12 protein-coding genes are annotated in these 15,220 nt (G+C 36.6%); 4 read left to right on the top strand and 8 right to left on the bottom strand.

The genetic code is table 11. The features are described 5' to 3' along the window. Nucleotides 1–232 precede the first annotated feature (232 nt). The 6 genes from H6F47_RS23445 to H6F47_RS23470 all read right to left on the bottom strand — a co-directional run bounded on the left by H6F47_RS23445 (nt 233) and on the right by H6F47_RS23470 (nt 6,902). Entirely contained in the window at nt 233–586 is a 354-nt protein-coding gene (locus H6F47_RS23445) for a XisI protein (protein ID WP_190651236.1), read from the bottom strand. Further along, on the bottom strand, nt 574–990 hold the full coding sequence (locus H6F47_RS23450; protein ID WP_190347130.1) for a XisH family protein: 417 nt from the start codon (nt 988–990) through the stop codon (nt 574–576). The genes H6F47_RS23445 and H6F47_RS23450 overlap by 13 nt, the downstream gene beginning before the upstream one ends. Before the next feature lie 172 nt (nt 991–1,162). After that, nucleotides 1,163–3,751 carry a tetratricopeptide repeat protein gene (locus H6F47_RS23455; RefSeq protein WP_190651237.1) on the bottom strand — a complete coding sequence of 863 codons (2,589 nt, stop codon included), beginning with the start codon at nt 3,749–3,751 and terminating at the stop codon, nt 1,163–1,165. A 93-nt stretch (nt 3,752–3,844) separates the two neighbouring features. Further along, nucleotides 3,845–4,690, bottom strand: coding sequence for a DUF2887 domain-containing protein (locus H6F47_RS23460; RefSeq protein WP_190347128.1), 846 nt, complete (start codon nt 4,688–4,690; stop codon nt 3,845–3,847). Nucleotides 4,691–4,708: 18 nt separating this feature from the next. Beyond that, nucleotides 4,709–5,239 carry a COP23 domain-containing protein gene (locus H6F47_RS23465; protein ID WP_190651238.1) on the bottom strand — a complete coding sequence of 177 codons (531 nt, stop codon included), beginning with the start codon at nt 5,237–5,239 and terminating at the stop codon, nt 4,709–4,711. A 313-nt stretch (nt 5,240–5,552) separates the two neighbouring features. After that, nucleotides 5,553–6,902: a serine/threonine-protein kinase gene (locus H6F47_RS23470; protein WP_190347126.1), complete on the bottom strand. Its 1,350-nt coding sequence runs from the start codon at nt 6,900–6,902 to the stop codon at nt 5,553–5,555. Between the two features lie 177 nt (nt 6,903–7,079). On the opposite strand from H6F47_RS23470, the gene H6F47_RS23475 reads away from it, so the two are divergent. After that, the gene (locus H6F47_RS23475) at nt 7,080–8,828 is read left to right on the top strand and encodes an FAD-dependent oxidoreductase (RefSeq protein ID WP_199291276.1); all 1,749 of its coding nucleotides are present in this window, start codon (nt 7,080–7,082) and stop codon (nt 8,826–8,828) included. 101 nt (nt 8,829–8,929) lie between these two features. Then, nucleotides 8,930–9,166 carry a hypothetical protein gene (locus H6F47_RS23480; RefSeq protein WP_190347125.1) on the top strand — a complete coding sequence of 79 codons (237 nt, stop codon included), beginning with the start codon at nt 8,930–8,932 and terminating at the stop codon, nt 9,164–9,166. Nucleotides 9,167–9,862: 696 nt separating this feature from the next. Here the strand turns inward: H6F47_RS23480 and H6F47_RS23485 are convergent. Beyond that, nucleotides 9,863–10,918 carry a class I SAM-dependent methyltransferase gene (locus H6F47_RS23485; RefSeq protein WP_190651239.1) on the bottom strand — a complete coding sequence of 352 codons (1,056 nt, stop codon included), beginning with the start codon at nt 10,916–10,918 and terminating at the stop codon, nt 9,863–9,865. A gap of 727 nt (nt 10,919–11,645) precedes the next feature. Here H6F47_RS23485 and H6F47_RS23490 point away from each other — a divergent pair. Further along, complete coding sequence (locus H6F47_RS23490; protein ID WP_187039218.1) at nt 11,646–11,846, top strand: hypothetical protein; 201 nt, start codon at nt 11,646–11,648, stop codon at nt 11,844–11,846. A 498-nt stretch (nt 11,847–12,344) separates the two neighbouring features. Here H6F47_RS23490 and glnA read toward each other — a convergent pair whose 3' ends face one another. Then, nucleotides 12,345–13,778, bottom strand: a complete 1,434-nt coding sequence (glnA, locus tag H6F47_RS23495) for a type I glutamate--ammonia ligase (RefSeq protein ID WP_190347123.1) — start codon at nt 13,776–13,778, stop codon at nt 12,345–12,347. 626 nt (nt 13,779–14,404) lie between these two features. On the opposite strand from glnA, the gene apcB reads away from it, so the two are divergent. Beyond that, nucleotides 14,405–14,914 carry an allophycocyanin subunit beta gene (gene apcB / locus H6F47_RS23500; RefSeq protein WP_096567250.1) on the top strand — a complete coding sequence of 170 codons (510 nt, stop codon included), beginning with the start codon at nt 14,405–14,407 and terminating at the stop codon, nt 14,912–14,914. Nucleotides 14,915–15,220 lie beyond the last annotated feature (306 nt).

Genomic DNA, 15,220 nt, shown 5'->3' on the forward strand with positions numbered 1-15,220 from the left:
TTCAAGAGATGGCAAAGAAATTTTCAAATCTTCTCCTGACTCCTGACTCCTGACTCCTGACTCCTATGCCCTCACGGAAAGACTTTCTCAGCAACCCCTAGGTAAATGAGAGTCATGTTTCATATTTGTAATTTCATTACTACTTTTTTATATTAAAAATAGCACTTTCTAGTATTATCACATCAAATGTAAGGGTTTAGCAATGCTAAACCCCTACAATATTTTCATTATTTCAAGCTGTAGCAAACTCTGTGAAAACTCTTTTACTGGGATGATGAAAACCCAAAACAATATCATTTTGCGGTATTCCTGCTGATAGTAAATCATCAACTACACATAAATCTGTTGCATCTTCTTCTACCCAAACTTTGCCGTTTTTTATGGTAAAATAAATGATGATATGCTGTATTTGTTTTTTATCTTCCCAACCAAAACGAAACCACATATATTGATCTCTAGTTTCATCAAATGCTAAACGTTCACTAACTTCAAATTCACTATTTTTTGAAATTCGAGTATTGCTTATTTCGTAATATTCAGTCAATATTTTTTTGATAATATTCCGGTATTGTTCTAGTTTATCCATTTTTGAATTTCCTCCTTTTCTGTATTAACAACTATTAACAGCAGATGATTTTCCTGAATTACAGCTTGTACAGATTTGCGTTGAAAAAATTTCTCATAGACAACATCATCAATAGCTAAATAGAGTTTATATTCTGGTGCTGTAAGTTGAATGAGATTCCGATATACTATATATTGTCCCAAGGCGTTATGAAAATCATACATCAGCGATTTGCTGACAAAACTTTTAATTTCCACAACTATTTTCTGTCCTTGACGTTCTGCTGCAATTGGTTTTTCTGCTGCTAGGTCTGCGTATAGTTCAGCATCTTCATATTTGATAATATAAGGATCATCTGTGATAGTCCAACCGTCTTTTATCAATGCGTTTTTGACTTCGTTATGGTAGATATCTTTGGCTGGCATATTGGCATTATTTAATTATACTCTAATTGTAGTTTCAGGTAAGGGAAGTTAGCAATTCTTGATTCTCGGTTAGCAGCAGCAGCTAGTCGTTGTGGTGTTAGTTTGGTTGTTTTTGATTAGTTTAACTCATTGGTAGGGAATAGAAGAGAAATTCAGGGATGAGAATATTAAGTTATAATTGATTCAATAATTCCTGTACTATTTGGTATCCTTCAGTGTCGTTTTGTTGTTGAAAAAGTTGTTTTGACGTTTCTAAATCTTTAATTGCTTCAGGTTTATTACCTGTTAATAAGTAAATCACCCCTCGTCCACCGTAGGCCTTGGCATATTGAGGATTAATTATGATAGCTTGAGTAAAATCAGCGATCGCACCTGCTGTATCTTCTAATTGAGCTTTAGCATTTCCCCTTCTGTAGTAGGCATTGCCAGATTGAGGATTAATTGTGATAGCTTGAGTAAAATCATCAATTGCACCTTTTTTATCTCCTAATTCAGCTTTAGCAAGTCCACGGTTGTAGTAGGCATTGCCAGATTGAGGATTAATTGTGATAGCTTGAGTAAAATCATCAATCGCACCTTTTTTATCTCCTAATTCAGATTTAACAACTCCCCGGTCGTAGTAGGCATTGCCAGATTGAGGATTAATTGTGATAGCTTGAGTAAAATCATCAATTGCACCTTTTTTATCTCCTAATTTGTATTTAGCTTTTCCCCGGTTATTGTAGGCTGTGGTATATTGAGGATTAATGGTGATAGCTTGAGTATAATCAGCGATCGCACTTTTTTTATCTCCTAAAGCAGATTTATTGACTCCACGGTTGTTGTAGGCATGAGGATATTGAGGATTAATGGTGATAGCTTGAGTATAATCATCTATCGCTTCTTGATATTTTTTCAATTCACCTAATAGTTCACCTCGAACTTGATATATCGAGAAATCTTTTTGTTTATCCTTTTCTGCTTCTAAAATTGCTTGGTTAAGTGCCTGTATGCCATTTTCATATTTTTTTAATTGCTGAAAAATAAAACCCTTTAATAAATAAGAACGATAAAAACTAGGTTGTTCTTTAATTGCTATATTGATAGCATTTAAAGCTAAATCATATTTTTTTTGTAAAGACCAAATAAAAGCGAGATTATAATAGGCTTCCCAACCGTTTGTATCTTTGCTAACTGCATTTTCCATTGCCTTAATTGCAGCATTTTCTCTATTGCCATTTCGCCATAATTGAATACCATAGGTTAGCCATTGTTTTCCACTATCATTCACAGCATCAGGTGGGGAAAAAGTTCGTAATGATGCTAAAATAGTAGGATGTATATCCGCTGTTGTAGGTGCATTTTTAGCAATATTTAATTGAGGTTCAGGTAATTTCCATAAACCATCTTGTTGATAAAATAAAAAACTCTCTATAGACAACCCCAAACTATATCCTAAAACATTTGTTTCTGCGAAATTATGAATCCCAACTAATCGCCCTTCTGTATCCCAAATACCACCTCCACTCATGCCTGGATATCCTTCATTACTATATGCTAATTCATATCCTCTCGGTTTTGCCCAAAATTCATTTTGTTCTGTATTGCCCATAAATCCTACACTAAATAATGAAGGATGATTTAACTCTTCTCCTTTCCAACCATAAAGAAAAACATTTTGTTCCTTTAACTCATAATCCCCCAAAGTAGCAACTTGATAAACCTGAGAACTACGAAACTGTAAAACAGCCATATCAAGTCCCTTTCTCGTGCGAATAGTCTGATTATCCACCTGATATACTTGTTTATCAGGTGCAACAACTTCATACTCCTGTTTATTTTCCACCACATGAGCAGCAGTTAACACATAATAAATATCCTTATCCTTAGCAATAATTACCCCGCTACCAATACCACCATCAGCTTTTTTAATCTGCACCGAAGACAGTTTAGCAATATCTAGAACCTTAGCCGGAATACCCCCAATTTTCCTAATCACCCTCTCAGGAAATAAAGCTAAATCAGGTGCAGCTTCATCTACTAAATTAACTGCAATACCCCAACTATAATTACCCCATTCCTTTAAAGTCTTCTCATCAGGTTGTTCACCTTGTAAATAGCGAAAATCAGTTTGTAAAACCGGATTAGCAAGTTTACTATTTATCCCCACCAAATAACCCTTTTCATTAATAATTGCTCCTCCACTCATCCCCTGTTGAATATCATTATTATAAGCTATTTGCTGTCCTTTAATTAACGGCTGATTTAAAAATAATTTCGCTGTACCTGTGGTAGTTTGCAAATTACCTTTTACATATCCTCCAGCAAATACCTTTTCCCCTGGTTTAATATTCTCTTCCCCTAAACCAGCTACTAAATAAGTCGTTTCACTGCTAAAAGTCAACCTTGCTAAATCATATAAATCATCTTTTTTATTATCTTGTCTATCTAATTTTGAAAATTCCACATCATGAACTTGATTATCTGGAGTGACAACTTTCACAGATTTAGCATTTTCTATCACATGAGCATTAGTGAGAACAGTATAAAACCCGTTCTGCTTTTTGATAATTGTTCCTGATGCGGTTTCTCTGTCATCTACTATGACTTTTACAGTAATTTCTTTTAAGATATTATTTAATTCTGATTCTGATAAAGTCCCTGGTTTGCGTGCGAATAGGGAAGAACTACAACCAGTGATAATAATCGGAGAAGCGGGAAATAGGAGGAAGAAGAATAGGAAAAGATGGGATAATTTATAGAGGTTTTGAGGTAATTTCATAGATGGTACTCCTGGTATTTGATAATCTGTAATTTTGGCTACATTGAATAATTTTTGTTGGGTTGCGCTGTCGCTTAACCCAACCTACAGTTTTTATTGATTAGGTTGATTTTGTTGCAACCAATTCTCTAAATCTGACACAACAGAAAAATCTAACAAATCTTCAGCTAATGTTTCTATTTGTTCTCTAGTTAACCCTTCAATTTTTGGTAATAACTCTTGAGGAACTATACCAAAACGACGGTTTAATAGTCGCATAACAAGGTTTCTTTCTCCTATTTCTAATCCTTGCTCTTTCCATTCTCTAACTGCTCTAGGTTCTTCGGTTGGTATTAACATAGCTTCTATTTCCTCTCGACTGAATTTGAATTTGTAAGCAATGATCTTTGTGACTAAATCTATTATCGCTTCTTGCTCAAAAATGTCCACCTCAGTATTTTTTGTCTTTCTGAGTAAAAATTGAGCCGCTTCTATTGCTTTATCTTCAGGAGTCGTAGTTAACAACATTAACCCTATTCCTAAAGGTTGGTTTTCTAAATCTCCTAACTCATCCAAATAGATTCTTTTAACTTTGTAACTATCTACCAATACATCATGAATCTGGTAATTAGATGGTTCTAAACTCCGGGATGGGAAAATTATCACACCATACCAGTTATCATACCTCACTTGACTACGATAGAGAAATATCATTATTTCAGTAAAGAAACGATGATACAAATCTGGATCATCTTGAAATTGCACTTCGGCGAAAAATGCTATTTTCGGATTAGCATGATCTGGAGGTAAAAATACTCCATCAATTCTAAATGCTGTTTCTTTGACTTCAATAGAATCAAATTGATATTCTGCTGCTGTGGGTGGTTTCTCGTCTACCAGTTCAAATATTAAACTGGGAAATTGTTTGAATAATTGATAAAAAATTGTATCCCGTCTCATGGAAGATACTATTTCCCCCTATTTATTAAACACCTTGAAAATATCCACAGTACAAGTTAAATTAGCACCTGTTTGTTGTGGTAATGCACAGGAAGAATTTTGATATGCACTGGAAGCATCACCATTTAACACCGCAGTAAATTTTTTCAATTCATTATCAGCATCATCTGATTCTAATAATGTCAAAATCAAAGTATGACATTCTTTTCCTGTGGTGGTACACAAAGACTTAAATCTTTGATTAGGATTATTTTCCGCTTCCGAATAACCCCAAGTTAAAGTTGGCAAAGTTCCATTATCATAAGCATCTTGTAATTTTGGTGTGACTTCTTCACATCTCCGTTGTGGAGGAAACCCAGCTTTTACAAAGTCGGTGCGTTTCCAAACTATTAAATCTTTTGTTTTATCTTGATATTTAACTTTGGTTGTGTGTTCTCCATCATTGTCTGTTTCACAGAAGAAAACCACTTTTTCTGATTTTTCACACGCTGTTAATACAAGGTTTAAACCAAACAGGCTGATAAATAACAACCACTGATAATTTTTCATAATGGCAATTTTGGGTATACTCAATCATATCATGTTCGGTTAAATACTTATCATATTTGTTGAAGCTGGTAATAGGTAATGGGTAATAGGTAATTGGGACAAGGTAATTATTAACCAACGATTTATATAGTAAGTGATTACCCGAACTTGATATCATTACTGGTATTATAGTATATTTTCATGAAATTATTGTATATTTTTTTTTGTAAATAATTATTGAATTAATCACCTCGTTCCTAGTCTCCAGGCTGGGAACGAGATAAGGATATAATAGGGGTAGGTATGAGGGCGCTACTCCTACAGTTTAATTAGTTTAATTAATATCTGTTACCCAAGCTTTAATTACATAATCTCCTAATCCCTCATTTTCTGATTTAATTTTTAATTCATACTCACCTTTTTCTACCATAATCGAAGCTGTAAAATTATTATCTTGAGTTGTCACATCTTCTACTTTCATAAAACTCTTATTTTCTAATTTACTAATTGTGAAAATAGGACGAAAATCTTTACTGACTATTTCCACTGTTAAATATTGTCTTCTCTCACTTTTAAATCTGTAAACATCAAAATGTTTACCACTGACTAATTCTTTTTGATCAGAGGATATCAATTGACCTATTTTTTCTGTACCATTAGCTATTAATTGTTCATTCGGTTTTGGCAATATGTAGATGACAGCTATGACTACACTCCTAATGAGGATCATTCCTGAAATTCCCAGAATTATTAATTTAATTAATTTCCAGGGAATAGGAGGTTTGGGGGGGTTGGGTGGTGGTGTTTTAGTTCGTGTTAATGCTGTTAATGCTTCCTGTGCATTTTTAAAGCGCTTTTTATAGTCTTGACAAATCATTTTATTTAAAAAATCAGCAAATTCAGCACTCACATTTGCTTTGGTTTGCCAATCTGTGGCTAATGTGGGTATAAAATAAGGATCTTCTCCAGTGATTGCAAAAATTCCAATCATGCCGATAGAATAAATATCACTAGCAAAAGATACCAATCCTAATACAATTTCTGGGGCAATATATCCCTGTGTTCCTCCTAAAATAGATCCAATTTTTGTCCCTGGAACTGTGATTTCTTTCACTAAACCAAAATCAATGATTACTAATTTATGATCTTCACTTCTGCGAATAATGTTTTCTGGTTTGATATCTCGATGAATGACTGCATAACTTTTGTTATTAGTGATCTCTTGGATATATTCAAAAACTTCTAAAATTTCTATCAATAAAGATTTAACTTTATCTTCTGTTAATTTGTTTCCTTGTTTAATTTCTGCTGTTAAAGGATGTCCTTCTATATATTCCTGTGCATAAAATTCTTCTCCTAATTCTGTAAACTGTTCATGCATGGTAGGAATTTGATTATATGTTTCTCCCAGGTTGGCTAAAGCTTGGGTTTCTCTTCTAAAAAGTCGTAAATATTTATCCCAAACATGATTAATTTTCTCTTGTTGTTCTGCTATTGGTAAATGTTCAATTTTCAATTTTTCAGCTGTGGGTTTTTTCAGTTGTTTGATAACTAAAATTCTTTGATTGGGATGATTGCGATCTCTAACTTTATAGGTAATACCAAATCCGGTTTTAGTAGATAAAATTTCTAGGATTTGATAACGTTCTCGGAGAATAGCACCAATGGGTAAAATGTTATTCATATTGATGTGTAATTTTGTAAATTTTTATGCCAATCTAGCATTTTTAAAACAAGAGCAATTTTGCTGTAAAATAAACCTGTCAAATAAATGTTACATCACAAATACTCAGATCCCCGACTTCTTCAACAAGTCCAGGATCTATATCTCGTAAACACTAAAATCATCACTAAAATCATAATGAATGAAATTTATACAACTGATGTCTTAGTAGTCGGTGGGGGAACAGGTGGAACTGCGGCCGCTATTCAAGCAGCGCGGAGAGGTGCTAAAACTATTCTTGTCAGTGAGTTTTCCTGGTTAGGTGGAATGTTAACATCTGCTGGCGTATCTGCTCCTGATGGTAATGAATTAAAATCTTTTCAAACTGGTTTATGGGGATCATTCCTTAAAGAATTACGCAAAAGACAACCCGGAGGTCTAGATAATAGTTGGGTGAGTTTTTTTAGTTATCAACCCCATATAGGTGCAGAAATTTTTGCAGACTGGGTGAGAGAATTACCGAATCTGCAATGGATTTCCGGGAAAGTACCGTTAGAAGTTTTACGCAACGCAGATTGTATTGCAGGTATCCGCTTTGCAGATTTCACAGTTTACGCCCAAGTCATCCTTGATGGTACAGAATTAGGAGATGTATTAGCTTTAGGAGATGTTCCTCACCGTTGGGGATGGGAACTTAAATCAGAGTATGGAGAACCTAGCGCCCCAGAAACTTTTAATGATCTGACTGCAAAATACTCTGTACAATCACCGACATGGATAGTAGTCATGCAAGATTTTGGGGAATGTATCGCCCCGGAAATTACCAAAGCGCCTAATTATGATCCATCTTTGTTTACAGGTGCTTGGGATAATTATGGACCAGAAAAATTTTTAAACTATGGACGATTGCCCGCCAATTGGTTTATGATGAATTGGCCGATTTGTGGCAATGACTACGGCCAAAAAGCCAACCGTTTGCTAGAGTCAAAGATAGCAAGACGTGAGTTTTATCAAGAATGTTTCTGGCATAGTCAAAACTTTGCCCATTATATTCAAACTCACCTTGGTAGACGCTACGGTTTAGCCGAAGGAGTTTTTCCTAGTCTCTCTCCAGCTTTTGCACTTCATCCCTATTTTCGGGAAAGTCGCCGCTTAGAGGGACTTGTTACTGTCTCTGAGCAAGATATTCTGCCTATTGGAGACGGTCGAGTTGCAGCTAAGTTTGATGATGCGGTTGCTATTGGAAACTACGCCAATGATCACCATTATCCGGGTGTTAAGTTCTCACTACAACCTAAGTCTATTCGCTGGGGTGGACGTTGGACAGGAACACCTTTTACTATTCCCTACCGTTGTTTAGTTCCCAAATCTACGGATGGTTTGCTGGTGTGTGAGAAGAATATTTCTGTCTCTCACATTGCTAATGGAGCAACTAGACTACAACCTGTAGTTATGGGTATTGGTCAAGCCGCAGGGATGGCCGCTGCTCTCTGTTGTGAGTTAAATTGTCAGCCCAGAAATTTACCAGTAAGGATGCTGCAAACAGCTTTATTGACAGATGAGCGATCGCCAACAGCAATTGTTCCCTTGTTCAATTTACCAATCTATCATCCAGAATGGTTAAACTGGCAAATTCATTATTTGAATCACCCAGAAACTTATCCTCTTGATGGTAATTGTCCTTGTTTATCAGTTGATCAGTTTGATAATTCTCATCTTGATTGTTTCATAGGAATTTTTAATTGCTTAGGGCAACAAGATTACAGATTTACTATCACAAACCCAACAGAATTATTACCTAAGACTTGGCAGATTGTAACTTTGGAATCATCTGTAGATGAGCAATTGCAAGTCTTGAGCCAAAATCAAAAGCTCAAAGTTTGGGGTCGAGCAAATTCATCTGGAAACTGGCTACTTGTCGAATATATCGACGAAGTATCAAATTGATTTTTTTACAGTTACATACAATACTTTTTTTCAAATTGTCCGGATCTTTAGATCAAAGCTAAGTATCAGTGAAGTAGAGAGTTCTAAAATAGACATCTACTATGCGTGCTGCAATTTCACTTTTAGTATCGAGTCTGGTATTCGGCTCCTTAGCTTTTAATTACGAAGCAAAGTTCACTAGCCTTTGCTGTTTGCTGATTGCTAATTTTGGTTCAGAAAAGCTATTTGCGGACAATTCTAAACCCGGTCCCAACCAACCAGAACAGCCAGCACCCCATCGCGGTAGTGGACGCAAAGAGTCAATGGAATTTTTTAGCAATATCCATTCCTTTGTTTAACCCTCATAGCTTCAGACTGCTTGTAGGAGAATTCGTTATCAGCAAAGCAATCAAGTTAGGGAATGACTGGGTGTTTATCGTTCTTGACACAAGTGATAGAACAAAGACATAGACAGTTAAAGCACTACATCGCTCATCCAAAGTTCCAGATTTTATTTTCTTTGACAGAGATATAAACAGTTACAGCACTACATAACTCAGTCATCGTTCCAGATTTTATCTTCTCTGGCAGAGACTTAAACAGTTACAGCACTACACAAATGCACAAATAATCAACAGTTGAGTATTTCCTAAAAACATCCGGTAATTGTGGTAAACCTGGCGTAGATTCGGACTTAGTGCATCATATAGGTACTCATCTGCCCTTTTTCAACCGCTTCTGTGTTCCTTATAGTATCTACAAGTTGAAGAGGCAAGGGAGAAAACCACGGTGAAAATAGGATTGTTCTTGCTGTGATGAACCCGTCAAATTTGGTGTGATACCAAGCCAGTTGGAATATTGAGTATTGTTGGAAATTCATGGAAGAGCCGATTAGTTTAGAGGCAGGTTCACACATCTATTAAGAGTAGTGAATACGATTTGTGACTCTGCCTCTACTATTAATTCAAAATCTCAAATCCCAAATTGGTGTGATGGACTGTTAGCAGTTATTTTCCTAATATTATCCTGAACAAAATGAGTATTTCGGCTTTGCTTTAAGCTGGTTTATAAGCAATAAAATATTTGCTCAAAAAGTGAATTTGTGTCTCTATATTCTCAAAACCGGCTTTCTCTAACCGTTCTACTAAATCATCAGTAGTGTAATGTTTGTAGTATGGTTCATGGAACATTTTTGAGAAACCATTCATCATCTCAGCAAATTCTGGTGAATCACTCATTTGAATTGAATCACAGATAATAAAAACTCCTCCTGGTTTGGTGACTCGAAAGCATTGCTCAATCACTGTTTGACGCACTGCTGCTGGTAACTCATGGCAGAGGAAAACAGACGTTACAGCATGGAAATAATTATCTAGATAAGGTAATTCTTCGGCATTTGCTTGCAAAAGCTGAGGCAATTCGCCGGGATTTTCAGATAAGATTTGATTAGCCTTCCGCAGATAAGCTGGTGATAAATCTGTACCGAATAAAGATGCTTCAGGCATAGCTGATCTCATCAACTTCAGAGTTCGCCCCGTGCCGCAAGCTACATCTAAAATGCGGATTTGTTTTTGAGAAATTCCCTGAAATTTTTGCAGTCCACGTTTCAGGGGTGCTAAAATACGTCGTCTCATCGGATCAGCTGCACCACCAAAAAGAAGCTCTACCTGTAAATCATATAAGTTGGCAGAGGATTCGCTTAAATAACCATCGGTTTGGTGATGGAAGTTTTGCAAATAATAACTAGGGTATCCTTCTTGATCTGTTGTTGAAGAGAAATCTTGATATCTACCTTGTGTGATGCGTTCCCATACCTGGGGTAAATCTAGCCAAAGCAGTGGATAGTTAACAAAAAAGTCTGCCCACTGATTATCAAATAACACACTTTCAGGATATATCCCTTTTTGGCTATCTTGCCAATCTGCTTCTATTAGCAGGTTTAACCTGTTTTGTAATTTGGCGATCGCCTCTGGAGATGCTGGTTTCACCCGTCCTACTGTGGGGTAAACTACATTTTTTAATTGTGTACTTAGGAGTTTATGACCCAAGCTAAAGTAGTTTTTGCTGTGTTGCAGACTCTCATAAGTTAGCTTTGTCAAGTTTTTATACATAAATAATCCATTAAGTTTTGTGGACTTTAATTATTTTATGTAAAGAAATGTGAAAAATAAAGTCTTTTTTCTCATGGAGGTAGGTTGATGGCAACAAGTAGACAGAATTTAAACAGAACCTAAATTGTCTGTTATTGTCTGTTCTCAATTGCCAGTTTTCCCACTGAACCCAGCATAAATACTCATTTTCTGCCGATCAAAATGTTCAGAGGGATTTATCAAGTTAAAGGCTTAAACATCTTGCTAGGGAATGATTACAGCCTTTGATTTTATTAATTTTCCGCAACAGCGATCGCCTCATTTATAAATTTTTGTAACAAAAACTTGATTCAGTATTGTAAGTTACAGAATTTTTGGTACTATAAATATGTGAGGCAAAAAAAGAGCTAGTCCTAAGCTGACTATTTTATAGACAAAACTATACTTATGTTGACAAGCATTGACATAAGTGAGTTAAAAAAATCGCCCACTTGATATATAGTCCTGCGATATCAAGTATTGAATTAAGACTATTGCCAATGCGAAAACCAAGCAATGATAGCGGTAGTCTTTCTTGTAAATCTCAACTTGAGAAATATCGCGTCTGGCTAAGGCGTGCAAGTCTACTGAGGGATAACTGCTCCCATGCTCCCGTTGAAGTAGAAAGTAAAGTCTAGCTTTGTCTAGGTTTTATATACCAGTTAATCATCTAAAACATCTATTACTAAAAACTAGAGAGGACAAAAATATGTCTATTCAAGAAAAATCCCGCGCGTTAATGGTACGTCAACATCAGCAAGTTAAGAACCGTCAACAATCCATGCTGATGCGTGCTACCCAAGAACTCGGTCTTCCTGAAGAGCTATGTCATTATTGGAATCCCATTCAAGGGAAGGTAGATCCTACTACACAAACACTTTATAGCCGGAGTAATGCAGCGATGAGCTAGTCCTAAGCTGACTATTTTATAGACAAAACTATACTTATGTTGACAAGCATTGACATAAGTGAGTTAAAAAAATCGCCCACTTGATATATAATCCTGCGATATCAAGTATTGAATTAAGACTATTGCCAATGCGAAAACCAAGCAATGATAGCGGTAGTCTTTCTTGTAAATCTTAACTTGAGAAATATCGCGTCTGGCTAAGGCGTGCAAGTCTACTGAGGGATAACTGCTCCCATGCTCCCGTTGAAGTAGAAAGTAAAGTCTAGCTTTGTCTAGGTTTTATATAGCAGCTAACAGTCTTGATTTGAGTAGATAGGTGTTAAAAATTGTCGTGACGCTGCAATCAATATTTTGGCGAAGGCACTAAAACAGACAGGCTATGAAATTGAAGAATAAAAAAGCCACCCTCTGAGGTGGCTAAAAATTGATAAGGGGTACAAGTAGGTTGTACTCCTTTTGCGTTTGATATCACAACGAAAACCGCTATACGGCTTGCAATTAGCAATCGTAATATAAGAAGAATTCGTAGGGATGAGGACGCAACTGCATTTGCTTAACTTCGTTAGCAAGCTTGTAGTCAATCCAGTTTTGGATGAAATCTTCTGAGAATACACCAGTTTCAGTTAAGAAAGCGTGGTCATTTTCCAATGCTTCCAAAGCTAATTCCAAAGAACCAGGAGTAGAAGGAATCTTAGCTAGTTCTTCAGGAGACAGTTCATAGATATTTCTGTCTAAAGGTTCACCAGGATGGATTTTGTTCTTAATACCATCAATACCAGCGCAAAGCATAGCTGCAAAAGCTAAGTATGGGTTAGAAGTAGCATCAGGACAGCGGAACTCTAACCGTTTAGCTTTGGGGTTGTCACCAGTTAAAGGAATACGTACAGAAGCAGAACGGTTTCCTTGAGAATAAGCCAAGTTAACAGGTGCTTCGTAACCAGGTACGAGACGTTTGTAAGAGTTTGTAGTGGGGTTGGTGATAGCCAATAAAGCTGGAGCGTGTTTGAGGATACCACCGATGTAGTAAAGACCCATTTCGCTCATACCTGCATACTTGTCACCAGCAAATAGGGGTTTACCATTATTCCAAATGGACTGGTGACAGTGCATACCAGAACCATTATCACCAAAAATAGGTTTGGGCATGAAAGTAACGGTTTTGCCGTATTTTCTCGCCACGTTTTTGATGACGTATTTGTAAGTCATTAACCAGTCAGCAGCTTCGATCAGCTTACCGAAGCGGAAACCAAGTTCACACTGACCACCAGTAGCTACTTCATGGTGTTGTTTTTCAATGGGTACGCCACATTTAGCCATTGTCAACAACATTTCTGTTCTGATGTCCTGGAAGGTGTCTGTAGGTGGTACAGGGAAATAACCTTCTTTGAAACGGGTTTTGTAACCCAGGTTAGGACCATCTACTTCACCATTTTTACCCTTTCTACCTGTGTTCCAACGACCTTCTACAGAATCTACATGATAGTAGCCTTCGTTAGCGGTTTGGTCATAGCGGACATCATCAAAGATGAAAAATTCCGCTTCTGGACCGAAAAAGGCAGTGTCACCAAGACCTGTAGAAGCAAGATAGTCTACTGCTTTTTGGGCAATCACACGGGGACAACGGTTATACCATTCGCCTGTGCGTGGTTCTTTAATGCTACAAATAATACTTAGAGTTGGTTCTGCCATGAAAGGGTCGATCCAAGCTGTGTTGGGATCTAACACCATTGTCATGTCAGATTCTTCGATACCCTTCCAACCCCGGATACTAGAACCATCGAAAGGTACACCGTCAGTAAATGAACTTTCGTCAATTTGGTTATAGTAAACCGTGAGATGCTGCCAAGTTCCTGGTGTATCAATAAACTTCAGATCGATCATCTGAATGTTTTGGTCCCGAATCATTTTCAAGACTTCTTGTGGCGTTGTCATTGTTACTCCTTCTGTAGCCAATTGTCTAAAATAAAATCAGTTTCTGCCAAAGCATCTTAACTGATATAAAAAAGCTAACTATTGCTAACGAAAGCCAGCTTTTGCTTCCTGTTTCATCCTAACTAAAAGTGTTGGAACTATTTAGTCCACAGGTGAACACGGTTAATTTAACCGCTTTTTCCTGAAATTAGTTGTAGCCAGACCATGACAGTCATAATTTTTACTTACCACAACTAGATGTAGAGACGTTATGTATAACATCTTTACTGGGATAAAATATATCCATAGTCACCAATTTACTACCATAATTGGCTAGTAGACCGGGTGAATTAACCCAAGTTTTGACACACCACCTTAGATATCGTAAAGAGTAGAGATAAGATAATTATGTATTTTTTGTTACAGATTGTCTGGTTTATAGGTTATGTTAACCTTTCTTGCTAAATCTGCACAAAACAAGAAACTTCATCTTATCGGGGTCAACTTTGGCTTAAAATCCTTATGTAATGGATGAATACTTTTGTGCCACAACTATTTTATGGCTATGGCACAAAACTTTACAGGTGCAAGAGTGCAACCAAATTAATATCAAACCATAGCATAGTCACGATTGGGAGAAATACAGAATGCGCGATGCAGTTACAACTTTAATTAAGAATTATGACGTAGCCGGAAAATATTTTGACCGGAATGCGATTGATAGTCTTACGTCTTATTTTGCAACTGGTACAGCTAGAGTACAAGCAGCAGCAGCGATTAATGCTAATGCAGCAGCTATTGTGAAACAAGCTGGTTCTAAGTTGTTTGAGGAATTACCCGAATTAATTCGTCCTGGTGGTAATGCTTATACAACTCGCCGTTATGCTGCTTGTTTGCGTGATATGGATTATTACCTACGTTATGCTACTTACGCGCTGGTGGCTGCTAACATGAATGTGTTGGATGAGCGTGTTTTGCAAGGTTTACGGGAAACTTATAATTCTTTGGGTGTTCCTATTGCTCCCACAGTGCGCGGTGTGCAAATTATGAAGGATATTGTTAAGGAGCAGGTAGCGGCTGCTGGTGTGCCTAATACTGCTTTTGTGGATGAACCTTTTGATCACATCACTCGTGAGTTGAGTGAACAGGATGTGTAATGGCATGAGGCAGGAAGTAGAAGGCACAAGGCAGGAGGCGTTAATGTCTTTTTCGTCATTTTGTTTTCATTGTCTGTTGATGTCTGCCATTTTGCGTTGATTAATTTTAGATATCAAAAGATTTTTGCGATCGCACTTTGGCTATTTAGTCAAGGTGCGTTTACTTTTTTTGATAATTATCAGAATCGGGATGTTTATTCAGGTGATGATAAAATAAAAAAAAGGGCGGTAAAATACCGACCAGGAGTATTAATATTAAATTAATGAAAACAGATACTATATTCTACCGCTTATTTCAAGAAATAC

The organism is Sphaerospermopsis sp. FACHB-1094 (genome assembly GCF_014696195.1).
Taxonomy (GTDB): domain Bacteria; phylum Cyanobacteriota; class Cyanobacteriia; order Cyanobacteriales; family Nostocaceae; genus Sphaerospermopsis; species Sphaerospermopsis kisseleviana.

Bases quoted from the DNA above. Each gene is read 5' to 3' on its own strand.
- apcB (WP_096567250.1), top strand. From the start codon at position 14,405: ATGCGCGATGCAGTTACAACTTTAATTAAGAATTATGACGTAGCCGGA.
- H6F47_RS23455 (WP_190651237.1), bottom strand. From the start codon at position 3,751: ATGAAATTACCTCAAAACCTCTATAAATTATCCCATCTTTTCCTATTC.
- glnA (WP_190347123.1), bottom strand. From the start codon at position 13,778: ATGACAACGCCACAAGAAGTCTTGAAAATGATTCGGGACCAAAACATT.
- H6F47_RS23490 (WP_187039218.1), top strand. From the start codon at position 11,646: ATGTCTATTCAAGAAAAATCCCGCGCGTTAATGGTACGTCAACATCAG.
- H6F47_RS23480 (WP_190347125.1), top strand. From the start codon at position 8,930: ATGCGTGCTGCAATTTCACTTTTAGTATCGAGTCTGGTATTCGGCTCC.
- H6F47_RS23460 (WP_190347128.1), bottom strand. From the start codon at position 4,690: ATGAGACGGGATACAATTTTTTATCAATTATTCAAACAATTTCCCAGT.
- H6F47_RS23445 (WP_190651236.1), bottom strand. From the start codon at position 586: ATGGATAAACTAGAACAATACCGGAATATTATCAAAAAAATATTGACT.
- H6F47_RS23465 (WP_190651238.1), bottom strand. From the start codon at position 5,239: ATGAAAAATTATCAGTGGTTGTTATTTATCAGCCTGTTTGGTTTAAAC.
- H6F47_RS23450 (WP_190347130.1), bottom strand. From the start codon at position 990: ATGCCAGCCAAAGATATCTACCATAACGAAGTCAAAAACGCATTGATA.
- H6F47_RS23475 (WP_199291276.1), top strand. From the start codon at position 7,080: ATGAATGAAATTTATACAACTGATGTCTTAGTAGTCGGTGGGGGAACA.
- H6F47_RS23485 (WP_190651239.1), bottom strand. From the start codon at position 10,918: ATGTATAAAAACTTGACAAAGCTAACTTATGAGAGTCTGCAACACAGC.
- H6F47_RS23470 (WP_190347126.1), bottom strand. From the start codon at position 6,902: ATGAATAACATTTTACCCATTGGTGCTATTCTCCGAGAACGTTATCAA.